The sequence below is a fragment of the Salibaculum sp. genome (assembly GCF_035270045.1).
Classification (GTDB): domain Bacteria; phylum Pseudomonadota; class Alphaproteobacteria; order Rhodobacterales; family Rhodobacteraceae; genus Salibaculum.
In genome coordinates this window covers 1-16,804 of the sequence record NZ_DATFIP010000014.1, presented here as the reverse complement: position 1 = coordinate 16,804, position 16,804 = coordinate 1, and the positions used below count along the sequence as shown (strand labels likewise).

Below are 16,804 nucleotides of genomic sequence, written 5' to 3'. Positions count from 1 at the left end.
GTCCGGTTAAGGGCGTGCCAGCGCTTGCCAAGCCACCGACCGCGGCGTAAGGCCCGCGCGTGATGCGCGCCGAAATCCCATATGCACGCGCCGGACAGGTTATCGGGCTGCTGGGCGGGTCCTTCGACCCGGCCCATGGCGGCCACGTCGACCTGACGCGGGCCGCGCTAAGCCGCTTCGGGCTGGACCGCGTTTGGTGGCTGGTCTCGCCCGGCAATCCGCTCAAGCCAGACGGCCCGGCGCCGTTGGATCAGCGCATGCGCCGGGCGCGGGCGGTGATGCGACATGCCAGCGTCGAGGTGACGGATATCGAAGCCTGGCTGGGCACGCGGCGCACCGCCCAAACGCTGGCGCACCTGCAAGGGCTCTATCCCGGGGTGCGCTTCGTCTGGCTGATGGGGGCGGACAACCTGACCCGGTTCCACCTCTGGGGCCAATGGCGCGAGATCATGCACCGGGTGCCCGTCGGGGTCATCGCCCGGCCTGGCGACCGGATCTCGGCGCGACTGTCCCGCGCGGCGCGCATCTTCCGCGCGCATCAGCTGTCCGGGCGGGCCTCGGTCCTGCTGGGGCGGGCCGAGCCACCGGCCTGGTGCTTCGTCAACATGCCCATGAACTCCCAGTCCTCGAGCCGCCTGCGCGCCCGCGGGGCATGGAGGCCCTAGGCGGTTGCCGCGGCGGGTTCCACTGTCCTACTCTTCCGGCATGAGGGCGCAGCTAACACGGCGTGGCCTGCTCGGCGGGCTGATCTGCAGCATGGGCGGGGTGGCGCTGGCCAGCCCGGTCACCACCTCGCTGCGCCCCCGGCTGCGGCCCGCCCCGCTTGGGGCCGGTCCGCCCCTGCGCCCGGCGCTGGAGGAGGTTGTCGCGCGCGCGGGGCTGGGGGCGGGCGGTGTCGCGGGTGTCGAGATCCGGGACATGGACACAGGCACGCCCATCGCCTCGGTGGCCTCGGATGCGCCGCTGCCGCCTGCCAGTGTCACAAAGGCCCTGACCTCGCTGTATGCGCTTGAACTACTCGGTGGCGATCACCGGTTCACCACGCGGGTCCTTGCCTCTGGCCCGGTCCGCGACGGCCTGGTGCAGGGCGACCTGGTGCTGGCCGGCGGGGGTGATCCGACGCTGACGACCGATCACCTGGCCGATCTCGTCGGGGAACTGGCCGCGCAGGGGATCACCGGCATCACTGGGCGGTTCCTGTGCTGGGGCGGGGCCTTGCCGCACATAGAGGAGATCGAGCCGAGCCAGCTTGACCACCTCGGCTACAACCCGTCCGTCAGCGGACTGAACCTGAATTTCAACCGGGTGCATTTCGAATGGGCCCGCGACGGGCGCGACTACGAGATCACGCTGGATGCACGCACCGCGCGCTACCGCCCGGACGTGGGCATGTCACGGGTGCGGGTTTCTGCCCGGTCGCATCCGGTCTATACCTACGAGGGGCCCGACGACTGGACCGTGGCGCGCGCGGCGCTGGGCGAGGGCGGTGCGCGCTGGTTGCCGGTGCGGCGGCCCGCGCTTTATGCCGGGGATGTCTTTCGCACCCTTGCGCGCGCGCAGGGAGTGCGCCTTCCCGAGCCGGCCGAGGTCGGCATCCTGCCAAAGGCGGTGGTACTCGCCCGCCACGACAGCGACGCGCTGCGGGTGATCCTGGGGGACATGATGGAGTATTCCACCAACCTGACCGCCGAGGTCTGCGGGCTGGCCGCGACCCGGACACGACTGGGTCGGCCGGTCGGGCTGCATACCTCGGCCGCGGCCATGTCGACCTGGTTACGGCGGACATATGGCATCGGTGCCCGGCTCGCGGACCATTCCGGGCTGTCGGACGCCAGCCGCATCACCGCCGCCGACATGGTGAAGGTGCTCAGGGCCGATGGCCCCGAGGGCGCATTGCGTCCCTTGCTCAAGCCCATCCCGATGTTGGACGATCGGCGCCAACGCATCGCGAACCACCCGGTAACGGTCGTTGCAAAGACTGGCACGTTGAACTTCGTGAGCACCCTGGCGGGCATTGTCACGACACCTGACGGGCGCGATCTTGCCTTCGCCATCTTCACGGCGAACCTGGATCGCAGGGCGGCCGGCAAAGAGGTGAATGACGAGGTGCCGGAAGGCGCCCGGCCCTGGAACCGCCGCTCAAGGGCCCTGCAACAGGAGATATTGCAACGCTGGGGACTGGTGCGCCAGGGCTAGGCGGCGTTTGCATTCGACCGGTCCATGCCATCGCGCATCTGCGCTCGACGACGGTTTTGAAGGAGGCGGCGGTTTTGCCGGAGTGGCGCGCAATCGGCCGGAAGCGTTTGATTGTGTTGAAGATGCATTCCACGCGGTGATGCGCCTGATGGCGCATCCCGGCATTTGGATGGCAAGTGCAGCAAGTCGGGTATTGTTTCATCTGCGCCGTTGCGCGCTGGTCCCGCGCGCGGAAGGTGCGCAGGCGATCCGCCTTGTATGCAGCCGCCATGATCATGTGCCGGGCTTTTGTTGGCTCTCGAACAGGTCGCGCGACTTACTGGGACACCCCGTAACGGCAGACGCCGCCCGGGCCGCCTTCCGAAAAAGCGGGCACAGGGTCTTGCGTGTCTCCAACGCGGATTTACCGGAGGTCAGATCGGGTCACGTGACTTCGAAAGAAAGCGACACGCCCTAGTGCAGGACAGGGCGGGCCGGGCAGGTCGGGTCCTGTCGTCCCGGGTTGGCGTTCGCGCCGCCCGCGCGGCGCAGATGCAAGGCGACCATCTGGGCGATATCGGCAACCATCGGCGCCATGTCCGCCCGGACAAGCAGGCAGGCGATCATCATGGCGTCTTCGCGGTCAGCCTCGCCTGCGCTGCCGATCAATTGCGCGACACAGGCCTCATCAGCGCCAAGGCAGCTGCACCCCACATGATGGCGCATCAGAGGGCGCCGGCCAAAGCGGTCCAGCGCCTCGAACAATTGCGACAGGTGATGCGACGCCCCGTCATCCCCGGCGTGATCATCGGGGTTGCCGGGCCATTCGCGCAAGGCATTGATCGTCGCGGCCTCGGGCCTGGGCAGGTCGGACAGGCGGCCAACCGGGGCAGCGCCCCGGCAAGGGGTGGTCGTATCGGTCATGTCAGGCCTCGGGACAGCGTATCATTAATACCTGACAAAAATGATATGCCTTGTCAACTCCCCGCGGGTACCATCCCGGACCGCCCGCTCAGGCGACGTTCTGAAGGCTGACCTGGGGCGTGATGCCCAGAGCGTGACAGACGTCGCGCGTCAGGTCCGGCTTGTTGAGCGTGTAGAAATGCAGGTGTTCGACACCCCCCGACAGCAGATCGTCGCAAAGCTCGGTGGCCAGTGCCGTGGCCAGCAGGTCGGCCCCGCCGTCGCGCTCGGCGGTCTCGAAGGCATCGGATACCACCTGCGGGATCGCGGTGCCGCAGGCCTCGGCAAAGCGGCGTGTCCCGGACCAGTTCTCAACCGGCAGAATGCCGGGAATGATCGGCGCGTCGATCCCGGCTTTCTCGCAGGCGTCGCGGAAGCGGAAGAAGGTCTCGGCCTCGAAAAAGAACTGCGTGATCGCGGTGTCCGCGCCTGCGTCCAGCTTGCGTTTGAGGTGCTCGATGTCGGCGGAATGGTCCGTCGCGTCGGGGTGTTTCTCGGGGTAGGCGCCCACGGATACATCAAAGCCCTGGCCGGCCAGCGCCTCCACCAGGTCCACCGACCCGGAAAACCCGTCGGGCCGGGCCACGAAACGCCCTGCGCCCTTGGGCGGGTCGCCGCGCAGGGCGACGATGCGGTTCACGCCTGCATTGCGATACTGCTCCGCGATGGCAAGTGTCTCGTCCTTCGTGGCCTCGACGCAGGTCAGATGCGCGGCAACATCCAGCCCGGTCTGTGCGCCGATGGCCTGAACCGCTTCGTGGGTCAGTTTGCGGGTGGTGCCGCCGGCACCATAGGTCACCGATACGAAGTCAGGCGCCAAGGGGGCCAGCGCCGTCACGCAGTCCCACAGGCGAAAGGACTGCGGCAGCGACTTGGGCGGGAAGAACTCGAAGGACAGGGCAGGGCGGGTCATGGGGCACTCCGTTGGTTTGAAAGTCTTGTCCCACAGCCTTGATCGTGAGACAAATTCATAACTTCGAACATTATCATGAGCGCCATGCATATTGAGTTCCGCCACCTGCGCAGCATCAAGGCCATTCATGACACCGGCGGGCTGGCCCGGGCGGCCGAGGTGCTGGGACTGACCCAGTCGGCCTTGTCGCACCAGATCAAGGGTATCGAGGACCAGGCGGGGGTGGAGCTTTTCGTGCGCCGGTCCAAGCCGCTCAAGCTCTCGCCGGCGGGCAAGCGGCTGCTGGCCGCCGCCGAGCGTATCCTGCCCGAGGTCGAGGCGGTGCAGGCCGAGTTCGAAGGGCTGGTGCAGGGCCGTGCGGGCCGCCTGCACATCGCCATCGAGTGCCACGCCTGTTTCGAATGGCTGTTCCCGGTGCTGGAGCAGTTCCGCCGTGCCTGGCCGGACGTGGACGTTGACATCCGCGCCGGACTCGCCTTCGAGGCCATGCCTGCCCTGGCCCGCGAGGAGGTGGACCTCGTCATCACGTCGGACCCCGAAGAGATGGGCGGACTGACCTACCTGCCACTTTTCGATTACGAGCCTGTTCTGGTGGCCAAGGAGGATCATCCGCTGGCCGCGAAACCCTTCGTGACGCCCGGGGACCTTCGGGGCGAGACGCTGATCACCTACCCGGTGGATCGCGCCAAGCTGGATGTCTTCTCGCAGTTCCTTGTGCCGGCCGGGGAGGAACCGGCGGCGGTGCGCCAGGTCGAATTGACGGCAGTGATCCTGCTGCTGGTGGCCTCGGGGCGCGGGGTGACGGTGCTGCCCGACTGGGTGCTGCGCCAGAGCCGCTATGGCGCGGGCTATATCACCCGGCCCCTGACCGAGGGCGGGATCACCCGGCGGCTGTTCGCGGCGGTGCGCACGGTGGATTCCGGCCTGCCCTTCATGGCCCACCTGGCCCGGCTGGCCCGGCAGGAGGCCGTGCGCCTGCGCCGCGATGCCTAGCCCCTTGTTCCCCCCGGCTCGACAGCCTATACGCGCGGCCTGATCCCACACCCGACGCCCCGCCCCCAGTTCTTGCAAGGAGCCCCCGATGACCGGCAGCGCGAACCTCAACGTCATGACCAGTACCGCGCGCCGCGTGGGCCGCGCCCTGCTCAAGGACTTTGGCGAGGTGGAAAACCTGCAAGTCTCGACCAAGGGGCCGGGCGATTTCGTCAGTCGTGCCGACCGCAACGCCGAAGAGATGATCCGCAAGGCCCTCATGGAGGCGCGCCCGACCTACGGTTTCCTGGGCGAAGAGGGCGAGGAGATTGCCGGCGAGGACCCCACGCGGCGCTGGATCGTCGATCCGCTGGACGGGACGACGAACTTCCTGCACGGGCTGCCGCACTGGGCCATCTCGATCGCGCTCGAACACAAGGGCCGGATCGTGGCGGGCGTGGTTCATGACCCGTTCAAGGACGAATGCTTCTTCGCGGAAAAGGGCGAGGGTGCCTGGATGAACAATCGCCGTCTGCGCGTGTCGGGCCGCACCAAGATGATCGAATGCTGTTTTTCCACCGGCCTGCCCTTTGGCGGTCGGTCGGACCTGCCCGCCACCCTGCGCGACCTGGGGCGCCTGTTGCCGGCCTGTGCCGGGGTGCGGCGCTGGGGTGCGGCCGCGCTGGACCTAGCCTATGTTGCCGCCGGCCGCTACGACGGGTTCTGGGAACGCCGCCTGAACGCCTGGGACATCGCCGCCGGGATCATCCTGGTGCAGGAGGCCGGCGGCATCATCGAGCCGCTGGACCCCCAGGGGGACATCATTGCCGATGGCGAGCTGATCTGCGCCGCCGAGCCGATCTTCGACAAGTTTGCCAAGGTGATCCGGGGCTAGATCAGCCCCAGGGGCCCGGCCGCCGCCGCGATACGCGGGGCACGGAACTCTGCCGGACCTGGTAGCGTGTTTCGGGGTGCGGCGGATGGCCATCCGTGCGCGCCCAGTAGCCTACGGCCCCGCGCCGCAGCCATAGCGGAACGGTCAGCACGAACCCGGCCACGAAACCGCCGACATGGGCCCAGTAGGCCACGCCCCCCTGCGAAAGGTCGGCGCTCACGCCATAGAAGAACTGCAATCCGAACCACAGGCCCAGCACGACCCAGGCCGGGATCGGGATGATGCGGATAATGAAGACCAGGAAGATGAAAACATCCACCCGCGCCCGCGGAAACAGCAGCAGGTAGCCGCCCATCACACCGGCGATGGCCCCCGAGGCGCCCACCATGGGCACGCTGCTGGTCGGGTCGGGCAGGTATTGCAGCCAGGCCGCCGCCAATCCCGACATCAGGTAGAACACCACGAAACCGAACGGACCGAATTCTTCTTCCATGTTGTCGCCGAAAACCCAAAGGAACAGCATGTTGCCGCCCAGGTGCATCCACCCGCCGTGCAGGAACATGTGGGTAATCAGCCCGCTATACCCCTGCCCCTCGCTGACCAGCAGCGGGAAGAAGGCATAGTTGACGTAGAAATCCCATTGCTGGGCCGGGGTCTGGATCAGGCCCTGTTCCATCAGGAAAATCGCGACGTTGGCCGCGATCAGCAGATAGGTGACATAGGGCACCTTCTCGGAGGGATTGTGGTCGCGGATGGGAAGCATGCGGCGCGGGGTCCATCGTCTGGGAATACCGGGATCCTAGGTCGCCTTGCGCAGGTCGTCCAGAAATCCGGGCAGTTCGCGCGCGTCGACCAGGGCCTCGCGCACCAGCACGTCGAAATGGCGGGTCATGAACTGCACCCGGTCGGTGTCGCGGAAGGCCAGGTAATTCTGCCCGATGTAGAGCACGGCCATGAGCGGCCCGAAAACCGTGAGCGGTGCCGCGAACAGCTGCCGCGCGTCGAAGAGATGCAGCCGCAGGGTCGGGTAGAACTGGTCGTGCAACTCGGCGAGGCGGTCGATCTGGGCGCGGCGCAGCGGCGCGGACAGCCCCTCGTAGTATCCGGTTCCCTTGGCAAAGCTGGTCAGCTCGTAGACCGGCACGGCGATCTCGTAGTCGGACTTGGCCTGCCGCATCCAGCTCAGTCGGTCCTGCGAGGCCCCGAGCGCCTGCTCGGTGCTGCGCCCCAGTGACGGCTCGTATTCCCACTTCAGAACCTCGGCCGTCTTGAACATGTCCGGCAGCCCGGCGGGAACGTGGCGCACCTTGTAGCCCGCAGCCTCCTGGTGCCAGGCGAAGATCTGTTCGTCGACCAGCGCACGGGGGGCCTTGGTGATCTCCATCGCGGCGGCGACAAGATCGGCGGCGTTCTCGGGCCGGTCGGTCAGGCCCAGCAACCAGTCGGCCGAAACCCCGAGCGCCCCGGCGCATTCGGCCACCACCTGGGCGTTGGGCAGGCGCGCGCTTTCGCCCGACAACAGTTGCGAGACGGTCGAGCGGTCGACGCCCACCCGTCGGGCCAGCCCGGCCTGGGTCTCGCCGCGATCCGCCATCGCCTCGGCGAGGCGATCCCGGAAGAGGGCGGCCCGGTCGCGCTTGTCCACTTTTTCAGACATACGTTTATTAATATCACCGTATGTCGCGTTTGTTAACACAAAACCGAATGGTCCGACCGGGGCGGGACGCGCCACATGGCGGCGTCACACCAAGAGCCACATCAACCGGAGAGGAGCCAATGGAAACCCCCCGTCGCAGCCTGTTGAAAGCGGTGATCTGGAACATTATCGGTCTGATCTGCATGAGCCTTGTCGGCCTCGTGGCGACCGGGTCCGTGGCCCTGGGCGGGGCCATGGCCCTTGTCAATGCCGCGATGGGGTTCGCCCTCTATCTGGTCTACGAGCGAATCTGGGCGCGCATTTCCTGGGGACGGCACCATGTCTGAGGGCGGGGGCATGACGGCGCCCCTTGCCGCCCCGTCGCGCATCGAGTGGCTGACCCTCTGGCTGATCCTGGGTTGCTACGCCGGCTGGGCCCTGGCGCTTTTTGGCCTGTCGACCGTTTCGGGGCCGCTTGCGGTGGTGGCCTTGGCGGTTGTCATCGCCTTTCACTCCTCGCTCAGCCACGAGGCGATCCATGGCCACCCTTTCCCCTCGGAGCGGCTGAACGCGGTGCTGATGGCCCCGGCGCTGGCGCTGATCGTGCCCTATGCGCGGTTCCGTGACACGCACCTGGCACATCACCGGGACGAGCACCTGACCGACCCCTACGACGACCCGGAGTCGAACTACCTCGATCCGACCCGCTGGGCGGGGCTGTCGCAGCCCGTCCAGGTGCTCCTGCGTGCCAACAACACGCTGGTCGGGCGCCTGTTGCTGGGGCCGGTCATCGGCACGCTGTTCTGGCTGCGCGGCGACGTGGCGGCGATCCGCGCGGGCGACGGCGTCGTCATCGCGGGCTGGCTGGCCCATTTCCCGGCGCTGGCTCTGGTGCTGGGGGTGGTCTGGCTGTCTCCCCTGTCGCTTGGCGCCTATGCGCTGGCGGCCTACCTGGGCCTGTCGCTGCTCAAGATCCGCACTTTCCTGGAACACCGCGCGCATGAAAAGGCCCGTGCCCGGACCGTTATAATCGAGGACCGCGGCCCACTGGCGCTACTGTTTCTCAACAACAACCTGCACGTGGTCCATCACATGCACCCCAAGGTGCCGTGGCACAGTCTGCCCGCGCTTTATCACGCCAATCGCGACCATTACCTGCGCCGCAACGAGGGCTATCGCTATCGCTCCTACGCGGAGGTCTTCCGGCTGCATTTCCTGCGGTCCAAGGACCCGGTGCCGCATCCGCTCTGGCCGCGGGACTGAAAAACGGCCTATAGGGGCCTATGGAACCCTGGGTCTGGATCACCTTCGGCGCCGCCCTGGCGCAGACCTTCCGGTTCATGCTGCAAAAGCACCTGTCCACGGGGCGGCTCTCGGCGGCAGGGACGACTTTTGCCCGGTTCGCATTTTCCGCCCCGCTGGCCGCGCTGATCGCGGTGGGCTACGGGCAGGTCTCGGCGCAGCCGATCCCCGCCATTCCGCCCGCCTTCTGGGGGTATGCCCTTATAGGCGGGATCAGCCAGATCATCGGCACCGTTTTCGTCGTGCTGCTTTTCGGACACCGCAACTTCGCGGTCGGTATCACTTTCAAGAAGACCGAGGTGATCCTGTCGGTGCTGATGGGCCTGTTGATCCTTGGTGAAGGGATCAGCTGGACCGGCTTCGGCGTGATCCTGCTGGGGCTTGTCGGCGTGCTGTTGCTGTCGGACCCGCCCGGCGGACAAGGTCGCTGGCTGCGCCGGATCAGCAATCGAGTCGCCGGGCTCGGGCTGGCCTCGGGGGTGTTTTTCGGGATCTCGGGGGTGGGGTATCGTGGCGCGTCGCTGTCACTCGATGGCGGAGATGCCTTCCTGAGGGCAGTGGTGACGCTGGTCTGCGTCACGACACTGCAAACCTTGCTGCTGGGCGCCTGGCTGGTCTGGCGCGAACGCGGCCAGGTGCGCGCGGTCTTTGCCGCCTGGCGCGTGGCGGCGCTGGTCGGGCTGACCTCGCTGGCCGGGTCGATCTGCTGGTTCACCGCCTTCACGCTGCAGACCGTGGCCTATGTCAACGCGGTGGGCCAGGTCGAGCTGATCTTCTCGCTTGCCGCCAGCGCGCTTGTCTTCCGGGAGCGGATCACGACGCGGGAAGTGGTCGGCGTGGTGCTCTTGACCGTATCCATCATGGCGCTGGTGCTGGTCGCCTAGATATTGTCCAGGGGGGACCGACCGCCCAGCCGCGTGACCAGGTGGCGTTCGTCGTCGTTGCGAAAGAACGGCACCCGGTCAGGTGGACCGTGGCAGTGCAGGCCGGTGGCGATCTCGGCGAGGACCACCTCGGTGATGAACGGCAGGTCCAGCGCCCGGGCCTCGGTCAGCGGAACCCAGCGCAGGTCGCTCAGTTCGTCCGCGGCGCGCGAGAAATCATCCGGGTCCGTGGTCAGCGCCTCGGCCTCGACCAGGAAGAAACGTGCGTCGAAACGGCGCGGGCCGCCCGGTGGCGTGACCGCGCGAAAAACGAAGTGCAGCGGTGCAGCATCGGGCAGGTGACCCGTGGCGGCAAAGCCGCTCCAGCCCGGCGGCGCGTCGGGCCAGGCACCCGGCTGCCCGATCTGCTGACCGGTTTCTTCCCACAACTCGCGAATTGCGGCGGCGGCCAGGCCGGCGGGGTTGCAGCGGCTGTCCTCGGCCAGCTTGTCGGCACAGGGGCCGGCAAGGGGGCGGCTGAAGGGCACGAACTGGTCCTCCGTGTCCACTGCGCCGCCAGGAAAGACGAATTTCGAGGGCATGAAGGCCGCCCGTGCCCCGCGCCGGCCCATCAGGACCCTCGGCCCGCCTGCCCTGTCGCGCAGCACGATCATCGTGGCGGCGTCGCGTATCGCGCTCTTGTTCATGGCCGCGTTTCCCGTCTCGACGGGGCCTTGGGTCAGGCCGCGTCCCCGAAGCCGTGCATTCGGCGGGACCACTGGATGTTGACCACCAGCCCCTTCATCCGGGGGAGAAGATAAAGCGACAGCGCCACGCAGCCAATGGTAAAGGCGGTGGCCAGCACCAGCGGGTCGGGCCGGAACCGCGTGAAGGCCACGTGGATCAGCGGCGCCATCAGGTGGCCGACCACGAGGATGGTCAGGTAGGCTGGACCATCATCGGCGCGGTGATGGCTCAGGGTTTCCCGGCAGGCCGGGCACTCGTCGGCAACCTTGAGATACCCGTTGAACATCAGGCCTTCGCCACAATTCGGGCAACGGCGGCGCAGTCCGCGCCACATCGCCCGCTTCATGGGGCGGTCGTCTTCGGTCATCGCTGGTCTGGATCGGTCACTCATGGAGCCCTCGTCGAAAGGACATAGGGTGGCCTGTCGCGGGCCCGAAGGAAAGGGGCGATCATTGCACCGCGTCGGGATGTCGCGTGGATCGCCTTTTTTCTGTCGCGGCGACGGAAACCCGGGTCTGTCCCGTTGAAGGTACAGACGCCGCCGAGAACGGTGTCCCGAGACGGCCCCAACGACAGGGCCCTAACCGAAAGGAACAAGACCAATGACCACAAGGACCCCTCTTTTGATCGCCGCTATCGCCGCCGGCCTTGCCCTGACCGCCAGTGCCGAGGCGCGCGGTTTCGGCCATGGCCCGGGCGTCGACCTGCCGGAGTTCGAGACGCTCGACCTCGACGCTGACGGCAGCTTGACCCCGAACGAGATGCAGCAGGCCATGCAGGCCCGCGCCCAAGCGCGTTTCGATACCGCCGACAGCAATGGTGACGGCGCCTTGAGTTCAGACGAAATGACCGCCGCGGCCGAGGCCCGCATGGCCGGGCGCATGGCAGATCGTATCGCGCGCCGCATCGACCGGCTGGACGCCAACGCTGACGGGCTGTTGCAGATCCAGGAAATGCTGACCGGCGGCGGCCGGGGGCCGGGCGACGGGCGGCTGTTCCAACGACTCGATGGCGATGGGGATGGCATGCTCGATGCGCAGGAATTCGCGGCCCTTCAGGATCGCATGGGTCAGCGGATGGGTGGGCCGCGCGGCGGTCACGGGCGCGGCCACTAGGCCGGCGCCCCCGGGGCGCCGGCCTGTTTGTCCGAATACCCTTACCTCTGTGGCCGTGCGCCCCGCCTTGCCGGACGCCGGGGTTCTGTCTACGCCCCTTATCCATGAGTGTGCCGCCCTTGCAGGACTGTCCAAGCGACGAGGCCCTTCTCGCGGCCTATGCCCGGGGCGACCGTGCCGCGGCGCTGGCGCTCAGCCGTCGGGTCCTGCCGCGGGTGTTGGCCCAGGCGCAGCGGATGCTGGGCGATGCCGCCGAGGCCGAAGATGTGGCCCAAGAGGCGATGCTGCGGCTTTGGCGCATCGCCCCCGACTGGGAGGCGGACAGGGCCCGCGTGACGACATGGCTCTACCGGGTGGTGGCGAACCTGTGCACGGATCGGCTGCGTCGGTCCCGGCGTGGCCTGGCGCTCGATGCAGTGCCGGAACCCGAGGACGGCAGCCCCGGCGCGGCCGCGGTGATGCAGGACGATGCCCGCCGTGCGGCCCTGCGCGCGGCCTTGGCCGATCTGCCCGAGCGGCAGGCCCGGGCGGTAGCGCTGCGCCACCTGGAGGGTCTTCCGAACCCGGAGGTGGCGCGGATCATGGACGAAAGCCTGCGGACGGTGGAAAGCCTCGTCGCGCGCGGCAAGAAAGGACTGATTGCGCGCCTGCGGGGGCGCAGGGCAGAGTTGGGATATGACGATGACGCATGAACGTGACGAGGCCCTTTTCCGCGATGCGATCAGGGCGGCGCGGGCGCAGCCGCCCGCCGAGGCTGGCGAGGACCTGCTGGCCCGGGTCATGGCCGATGCGGACCGGGAAACCGTGCTGCGGGTCAGGGACATGCGAGGTGCGTCACGCCGGTCCGCATTGGCCGCGTTCTGGGCGGCGCTGGGCGGCTGGGTGGCGGTCGGCCCGATGACGGCGGCAGGGATGGCCGGCCTCTGGATCGGACTGGCCCCACCCGTCGGCCTTTCGGGGCTGTCGCAAGGCGTTCTGGGGGCGCAGACCGTCGAGGTGCCGCTTCTGGGCACCGAGATGCTCGCTGGTCTGGAGGAGGCGCCATGATCGTCGAGAAGACCCGAGAAAAGGGCCGTGAGGGGCGCTGGCGGCGCTGGCTGCTGGTGGTTTCGCTTGCGCTGAACATCCTCGTGCTGGGACTTGTGGCGGGGGCCGTGCTGCGGGGCGGTCCGCCCGGTGGCCCCGGCGTTCGTGTGGACCTGACGCTCGGCCCGTTGCTGCGCGCGCTCGAGGCCGAGGACCGCGCGGCGATTCGCGCCGGGCTGCAGGCGCGGCGGCCCGTCGAGCGGCGCGGCCGCGTCGAGATGCGTCGCGACATGCACGCCATGCTCGAGGTATTGCAGGCCGAGCCTTTCGAGGCGGCGCGGATGCGCGCGATCATGGATCGCCAGTTCGACCGGTTGCAGACCATCCAGGGCGCCGCCGCGGACCAGGTCATCGCACACCTTGCCGCCATGCCGCCCGCCGAGCGCCGTGCCCTGGCGATCCGGTTCGAGGCCGAACTGCATGGCGGGGCCGGGCCGCGCGATCACGGCGGCGACGCCCGCGGGGACTGAACCTGACGCCAAGCGACCATCCCGGCCGCCGATCCTGGCGGGGACGCACCGGTGCCAAGGGGGGCGCGGCCGCAACCGGCGCCTCAGGCCGCTGAGAGGCTGACCGTGTTGCGCCCCGACCCCTTGGCGGCATAGAGCGCCAGGTCGGCGGCACGGACCAGTTCGCCCGTGGCCCCCGTCGCCCGGGTGATCACCGGCGCCGGGCCCGGACCGGAAAGGCTGACGCCGATTGACATGGTGACGCGAATTGCATGGGCGTCGCCGCCCACGTAAAAGGGAGCCCCCGAGATCACCCGGCATAACCGCTCGGCGGCCTGGCGGGCATGGTCGGCGTCGCTTTGGGGGATGGCAACGAGGAATTCCTCGCCGCCGATGCGGGCGAGGAGGTCGACGGCCCGGACGTTGTCGCGCAGCCGCCCCGCAACCTGTTGCAATATCTCGTCACCCGCGGCGTGGCCATAGCTGTCATTGATGGCTTTGAAGTGATCTATGTCCAGCACCATGACCGCGATCTGGTGGTTCGCCTCGGCGGCGCGGTCGGCCATGTTCTCCAGGTGGGGCAGGGCATATCGGCGGTTGAACAGCCCCGTCAGCGGGTCGGTGACGGCCGCGCGCAGGCCGGACTGTACCGTGTCGCGCAGGGCATCGTTGCGCCGCTTGTCGGCGATCAGGCCGCTGGCGCGCAGCACCAGCTCCTGGGCGCTGGCCCCCTCCATGACAAGGTCGTTGGCGCCCAGGTCCAGCACCATGGCCTGGATCGTCGTCCGGTCCTCGGGCAGGACGACGAGGATCGCGGCGTTGCGGGTGTCGGTGCGGCTGCGCAGTTCCGACAACAGGCGATAGAGCTCGGCCTCGGGCATGGCCTTGTCGCGGCCATCGACAAGCAGAAGGTCGCCGGAGAGCCGGTCGGGCAGGCCCGTGCCCGTGCTGAAGCCGGCGCCACGTACCTTTATGTTGCGGCAACTGGAAAACTTGCGTTCCGCGCAGCGCAGGAAACGCGGCTCGGGCGACAGGGCCAAGACGGTTGCGCCGCGATCGAAGCCGGCCTGCGTTTCTGCAAAGCCCAAGGCGCGGCGCGTGTCCTCGCGCAGGCGCAGTTCCAGGTTGGCGTCCCGCGCGCGCAGCAGCGACCGGATACGTGCTTGCAGGATCTGGTCGTTGAGCGGCCTGGCCAGAACGTCCTCCGCCCCGGCCTCAAGCGCGCGGACGCGGTCGCCGGGGTCGGGAAAGCTGCCGGTGGCGATCACGGGGATCAGGGTGGTTTCGGGCCGCTGCTTCAGGGTGCGGCAGAAGGCCAGTGCGGCGGTGCTGTCGGTCGTTACGTCGAGGATGATGAGGTCTGGCAGTGCCTTTTCGATCTCCGCTCGGGCCATGGCGGTGTTTTCGCAGGGGTGCACGCGGTGCTGCGCGGCCATCAGTTTGACCTTGAGCACGATGCGGTTGGTGGCCACACTGTCGACAATCAGGATGTCGCCGGGCATTCTGGTTTCCTTCCACGAGGCCGTTCGCCTTCCCCGATCCTAGGGTCGGCCCTATTGGTTAAAAAACCGTTTCCGCGGGGGCAGTGATCGCCGATGACACCTGAACAAGCCGAGGAAATCGCAATCCGGGCGCTGGGCTGGCTGGCCGGCAACGAAGAGCTTTGCCCCGTGTTTCTTGGCTCGACCGGCGCGGCGGCCGAAGACCTGCGCGGGCTTGCTTGCGATCCCGCGTTCCTGGCCTCGGTGCTGGAATTCGTGACCATGGATGACACTTGGATCGTGGCCTTCTGCGACGCGCACGGCCTGAAGTATGAAGATCCGCTGATGGCACGGCACGCGCTGCCCGGTGCCGAACAGGTGCACTGGACCTGAGGCGGGGCTCGCGCGGGTGGATCGTCCTGTCCGCGACGCGAAATGTCGCAAAACGCGTCGCGAGCGGCGCTCCGGCTGTCAGGCTCGGGGAACAGGACAGGAGGACCCATGCCCGACGCCCCGACCCGCCGCCGCCGTTCCGGTGGCCGCGCTGCCAATACCGCCCGCCGCGGCGGTGTCCAGATTCAACAGATGTCCTGGCGCCTGCCGCGCAATACCGATGCCCCGACCGAACCGCTCGGCCCCGAGGGGGTGGAGGCGCTGCACCAAGGTGCCATGCGCATTCTCGAGGAGATCGGGATCGAGTTCCTCAACGAGGAGGCGCTGGCGCTGTTTCGCGACGCCGGATGCAAGGTTGCCGGTACCAACGTGAAAATGGGACGCGACTGGGTGATGGAAATGATCGCCCGGGCCCCTAGCAGCTTCGAGATCGCGGCACGCAACCCGGCCCGCAACATCACCCTGGGCGACGGGCACATCCTGTTCGGAAACGTGTCCTCGCCGCCGAATTATTACGATCTCGAACTCGGCCGGAAGGTCTCGGGCACCCGCGAACAATGTGCCAACCTGCTGCGGCTGACGCAGTATTTCAACTGCATCCATTTCGCCGGGGGCTACCCGGTCGAACCCGTCGACATCCATGCCGGGGTGCGGCACCTCGACGTGCTCTACGACAAGCTGACCCTGACCGACAAGGTCATGCATGCCTACTCGCTTGGACGTGAACGGGTCGAGGACGTGATGGAAATGGTCCGGATCGCGAACGGTCTCACAGAGGAGGAATTCCGCTGCAAGCCCTACATGTATACCAACATCAACTCGACATCGCCGCTCAAGCACGACATCCCGATGATCGACGGCTGCCTGCGGCTGGTGCGCCGGGGGCAGGCGGTGGTGGTTTCACCCTTCACGCTGGCGGGGGCCATGGCCCCCGTGACCATGGCCGGTGCGGTGGCGCTGTCGCTGGCCGAGGCGCTTTCTGCCATCGCGCTGTTCCAGTTCGTTCGGCCGGGCGCGCCCTGCATGATCGGGACATTCACGTCGAACGTGGACATGAAATCCGGTGCTCCGGCCTTTGGCACGCCAGAATACATGCGGGCCACCCAGATGACTGGCCAGATGGCGCGCTACTACGGTCTGCCCATGCGGGCCTCGGGTGTCTGCGCTGCCAACGTGCCCGACGGGCAAGCCATGTGGGAGACCTCCAATTCGCTATGGTCGGCGGTGCAATCGGGGGCGAACATGGTCTATCACGCTGCCGGGTGGCTAGAGGGCGGTCTGATCGCCAGCCCGGAAAAGTTCATCATGGATTGCGAGGTGCTGCAGATGATCCAGCGTTACTTCGAACCGGCGATCACCGCGACCGATCCCGACAGCATCGCGGTCGAGACCATCGCGGAGGTCGGCCCGAACGGCCACTTCTTCGGCGTTCAGCACACGCAGGACCGCTACGAGGAGGCCTTCTATAGCCCCTTCCTGTCGGACTGGCGCAATTTCGAGGCCTGGGACCTGGCCGGCGGAGTCTGGACGGCCGAACGCGCGCACCTGATGTTCAAGGAGATCATCGCCAATTTCGAGGCGCCGCCCATGGAGGCGGGCCGGCGCGAGGAACTGCGCGACTTCGTGGCCCGCCGCAAGGCCGAGGGTGGCGCGCCGACGGATTTCTGATCGCTTTTTTCGGGGGACGGAAATTTCTGGATTTCCGTTCCTGGGCGTTTTTTCAGAGGTTTGGGTAGAGCGGGAATGTCTTGCAGAGGGTTTCGACCTCCTGGCGGACGCGGGCTTCGACCTTGGAGTTCGCGTGCTCGCCGTTT

At 67.6% G+C, this 16,804-nt stretch carries 20 protein-coding genes; 13 read left to right on the top strand and 7 right to left on the bottom strand.

The window, feature by feature from the left end; translation table 11 throughout:
- Positions 1-62 precede the first annotated feature (62 nt).
- Positions 63-665: a nicotinate-nucleotide adenylyltransferase gene (locus tag VJ897_RS02180; RefSeq protein WP_324052925.1), complete on the top strand. Its 603-nt coding sequence runs from the start codon at positions 63-65 to the stop codon at positions 663-665.
- A 40-nt stretch (positions 666-705) separates the two neighbouring features.
- Positions 706-2,196, top strand: coding sequence for a D-alanyl-D-alanine carboxypeptidase/D-alanyl-D-alanine endopeptidase (dacB, locus tag VJ897_RS02175; protein WP_324052829.1), 1,491 nt, complete (start codon positions 706-708; stop codon positions 2,194-2,196).
- 453 nt (positions 2,197-2,649) lie between these two features.
- Here dacB and VJ897_RS02170 read toward each other — a convergent pair whose 3' ends face one another.
- A complete protein-coding gene (locus tag VJ897_RS02170; RefSeq protein WP_324052827.1) occupies positions 2,650-3,099 on the bottom strand; it encodes a hypothetical protein in 450 nt (149 codons plus the stop codon).
- Between the two features lie 88 nt (positions 3,100-3,187).
- Positions 3,188-4,051 carry a methylenetetrahydrofolate reductase [NAD(P)H] gene (gene metF, locus VJ897_RS02165; RefSeq protein ID WP_324052825.1) on the bottom strand — a complete coding sequence of 288 codons (864 nt, stop codon included), beginning with the start codon at positions 4,049-4,051 and terminating at the stop codon, positions 3,188-3,190.
- Positions 4,052-4,135: 84 nt separating this feature from the next.
- Between metF and VJ897_RS02160 the strand changes: the two genes are divergently transcribed.
- On the top strand, positions 4,136-5,044 hold the full coding sequence (locus tag VJ897_RS02160; RefSeq protein ID WP_324052823.1) for a LysR family transcriptional regulator: 909 nt from the start codon (positions 4,136-4,138) through the stop codon (positions 5,042-5,044).
- A gap of 88 nt (positions 5,045-5,132) precedes the next feature.
- Positions 5,133-5,918, top strand: coding sequence for an inositol monophosphatase family protein (locus tag VJ897_RS02155; protein ID WP_324052822.1), 786 nt, complete (start codon positions 5,133-5,135; stop codon positions 5,916-5,918).
- Position 5,919: 1 nt separating this feature from the next.
- Here VJ897_RS02155 and VJ897_RS02150 read toward each other — a convergent pair whose 3' ends face one another.
- Together VJ897_RS02150 and VJ897_RS02145 are read right to left on the bottom strand one after the other, a co-directional pair.
- Complete coding sequence (locus tag VJ897_RS02150) at positions 5,920-6,681, bottom strand: rhomboid family intramembrane serine protease (RefSeq protein WP_324052820.1); 762 nt, start codon at positions 6,679-6,681, stop codon at positions 5,920-5,922.
- Between the two features lie 36 nt (positions 6,682-6,717).
- Positions 6,718-7,575: a helix-turn-helix domain-containing protein gene (locus VJ897_RS02145; protein ID WP_324052818.1), complete on the bottom strand. Its 858-nt coding sequence runs from the start codon at positions 7,573-7,575 to the stop codon at positions 6,718-6,720.
- Positions 7,576-7,694: 119 nt separating this feature from the next.
- On the opposite strand from VJ897_RS02145, the gene VJ897_RS02140 reads away from it, so the two are divergent.
- The 3 genes from VJ897_RS02140 to VJ897_RS02130 are packed head-to-tail and all read left to right on the top strand — an operon-like array spanning position 7,695 to position 9,740.
- Positions 7,695-7,901 carry a DUF2061 domain-containing protein gene (locus tag VJ897_RS02140; RefSeq protein ID WP_324052816.1) on the top strand — a complete coding sequence of 69 codons (207 nt, stop codon included), beginning with the start codon at positions 7,695-7,697 and terminating at the stop codon, positions 7,899-7,901.
- Between the two features lie 10 nt (positions 7,902-7,911).
- A complete protein-coding gene (locus tag VJ897_RS02135; RefSeq protein ID WP_324052814.1) occupies positions 7,912-8,817 on the top strand; it encodes a fatty acid desaturase in 906 nt (301 codons plus the stop codon).
- A gap of 20 nt (positions 8,818-8,837) precedes the next feature.
- On the top strand, positions 8,838-9,740 hold the full coding sequence (locus VJ897_RS02130) for an EamA family transporter (protein WP_324052812.1): 903 nt from the start codon (positions 8,838-8,840) through the stop codon (positions 9,738-9,740).
- Here the strand turns inward: VJ897_RS02130 and VJ897_RS02125 are convergent.
- Entirely contained in the window at positions 9,737-10,426 is a 690-nt protein-coding gene (locus VJ897_RS02125) for an NUDIX hydrolase (RefSeq protein ID WP_324052810.1), read from the bottom strand. The genes VJ897_RS02130 and VJ897_RS02125 overlap by 4 nt on opposite strands.
- Before the next feature lie 32 nt (positions 10,427-10,458).
- The gene (locus VJ897_RS02120; RefSeq protein ID WP_324052808.1) at positions 10,459-10,857 is read right to left on the bottom strand and encodes a DUF983 domain-containing protein; all 399 of its coding nucleotides are present in this window, start codon (positions 10,855-10,857) and stop codon (positions 10,459-10,461) included.
- A gap of 211 nt (positions 10,858-11,068) precedes the next feature.
- Here VJ897_RS02120 and VJ897_RS02115 point away from each other — a divergent pair, with 211 nt between their 5' ends.
- From VJ897_RS02115 to VJ897_RS02100, 4 genes are all read left to right on the top strand, one after another.
- Positions 11,069-11,581 (top strand): EF-hand domain-containing protein, encoded by a 513-nt coding sequence (locus VJ897_RS02115; RefSeq protein WP_324052806.1) that lies wholly within the window; start codon positions 11,069-11,071, stop codon positions 11,579-11,581.
- 104 nt (positions 11,582-11,685) lie between these two features.
- Positions 11,686-12,273, top strand: a complete 588-nt coding sequence (locus VJ897_RS02110; RefSeq protein WP_324052804.1) for a sigma-70 family RNA polymerase sigma factor — start codon at positions 11,686-11,688, stop codon at positions 12,271-12,273.
- Positions 12,263-12,628: a hypothetical protein gene (locus VJ897_RS02105; RefSeq protein WP_324052803.1), complete on the top strand. Its 366-nt coding sequence runs from the start codon at positions 12,263-12,265 to the stop codon at positions 12,626-12,628. Before VJ897_RS02110 ends, VJ897_RS02105 begins: the two co-directional genes overlap by 11 nt.
- Positions 12,625-13,137 carry a periplasmic heavy metal sensor gene (locus tag VJ897_RS02100; RefSeq protein ID WP_324052802.1) on the top strand — a complete coding sequence of 171 codons (513 nt, stop codon included), beginning with the start codon at positions 12,625-12,627 and terminating at the stop codon, positions 13,135-13,137. Before VJ897_RS02105 ends, VJ897_RS02100 begins: the two co-directional genes overlap by 4 nt.
- 83 nt (positions 13,138-13,220) lie before the next feature.
- On the opposite strand, the gene VJ897_RS02095 is transcribed toward VJ897_RS02100, so the two are convergent.
- The gene (locus VJ897_RS02095) at positions 13,221-14,618 is read right to left on the bottom strand and encodes a diguanylate cyclase (protein WP_324052800.1); all 1,398 of its coding nucleotides are present in this window, start codon (positions 14,616-14,618) and stop codon (positions 13,221-13,223) included.
- A 93-nt stretch (positions 14,619-14,711) separates the two neighbouring features.
- Here VJ897_RS02095 and VJ897_RS02090 point away from each other — a divergent pair, with 93 nt between their 5' ends.
- A complete protein-coding gene (locus VJ897_RS02090) occupies positions 14,712-14,990 on the top strand; it encodes a DUF3572 domain-containing protein (protein ID WP_324052798.1) in 279 nt (92 codons plus the stop codon).
- 108 nt (positions 14,991-15,098) lie between these two features.
- On the top strand, positions 15,099-16,658 hold the full coding sequence (locus VJ897_RS02085; RefSeq protein WP_324052796.1) for a trimethylamine methyltransferase family protein: 1,560 nt from the start codon (positions 15,099-15,101) through the stop codon (positions 16,656-16,658).
- Positions 16,659-16,804: the final 146 nt, after the last annotated feature.

Bases quoted from the DNA above. Each gene is read 5' to 3' on its own strand.
- VJ897_RS02180 (WP_324052925.1), top strand. From the start codon at position 63: ATGCGCGCCGAAATCCCATATGCACGCGCCGGACAGGTTATCGGGCTG.
- VJ897_RS02155 (WP_324052822.1), top strand. From the start codon at position 5,133: ATGACCGGCAGCGCGAACCTCAACGTCATGACCAGTACCGCGCGCCGC.
- VJ897_RS02135 (WP_324052814.1), top strand. From the start codon at position 7,912: ATGACGGCGCCCCTTGCCGCCCCGTCGCGCATCGAGTGGCTGACCCTC.
- VJ897_RS02145 (WP_324052818.1), bottom strand. From the start codon at position 7,575: ATGTCTGAAAAAGTGGACAAGCGCGACCGGGCCGCCCTCTTCCGGGAT.
- VJ897_RS02170 (WP_324052827.1), bottom strand. From the start codon at position 3,099: ATGACCGATACGACCACCCCTTGCCGGGGCGCTGCCCCGGTTGGCCGC.
- dacB (WP_324052829.1), top strand. From the start codon at position 706: ATGAGGGCGCAGCTAACACGGCGTGGCCTGCTCGGCGGGCTGATCTGC.
- VJ897_RS02150 (WP_324052820.1), bottom strand. From the start codon at position 6,681: ATGCTTCCCATCCGCGACCACAATCCCTCCGAGAAGGTGCCCTATGTC.
- VJ897_RS02130 (WP_324052812.1), top strand. From the start codon at position 8,838: ATGGAACCCTGGGTCTGGATCACCTTCGGCGCCGCCCTGGCGCAGACC.
- VJ897_RS02110 (WP_324052804.1), top strand. From the start codon at position 11,686: ATGAGTGTGCCGCCCTTGCAGGACTGTCCAAGCGACGAGGCCCTTCTC.
- VJ897_RS02085 (WP_324052796.1), top strand. From the start codon at position 15,099: ATGCCCGACGCCCCGACCCGCCGCCGCCGTTCCGGTGGCCGCGCTGCC.
- VJ897_RS02115 (WP_324052806.1), top strand. From the start codon at position 11,069: ATGACCACAAGGACCCCTCTTTTGATCGCCGCTATCGCCGCCGGCCTT.
- VJ897_RS02140 (WP_324052816.1), top strand. From the start codon at position 7,695: ATGGAAACCCCCCGTCGCAGCCTGTTGAAAGCGGTGATCTGGAACATT.
- VJ897_RS02100 (WP_324052802.1), top strand. From the start codon at position 12,625: ATGATCGTCGAGAAGACCCGAGAAAAGGGCCGTGAGGGGCGCTGGCGG.
- VJ897_RS02120 (WP_324052808.1), bottom strand. From the start codon at position 10,857: ATGAGTGACCGATCCAGACCAGCGATGACCGAAGACGACCGCCCCATG.
- VJ897_RS02160 (WP_324052823.1), top strand. From the start codon at position 4,136: ATGCATATTGAGTTCCGCCACCTGCGCAGCATCAAGGCCATTCATGAC.
- VJ897_RS02090 (WP_324052798.1), top strand. From the start codon at position 14,712: ATGACACCTGAACAAGCCGAGGAAATCGCAATCCGGGCGCTGGGCTGG.
- metF (WP_324052825.1), bottom strand. From the start codon at position 4,051: ATGACCCGCCCTGCCCTGTCCTTCGAGTTCTTCCCGCCCAAGTCGCTG.
- VJ897_RS02095 (WP_324052800.1), bottom strand. From the start codon at position 14,618: ATGCCCGGCGACATCCTGATTGTCGACAGTGTGGCCACCAACCGCATC.
- VJ897_RS02125 (WP_324052810.1), bottom strand. From the start codon at position 10,426: ATGAACAAGAGCGCGATACGCGACGCCGCCACGATGATCGTGCTGCGC.
- VJ897_RS02105 (WP_324052803.1), top strand. From the start codon at position 12,263: ATGACGCATGAACGTGACGAGGCCCTTTTCCGCGATGCGATCAGGGCG.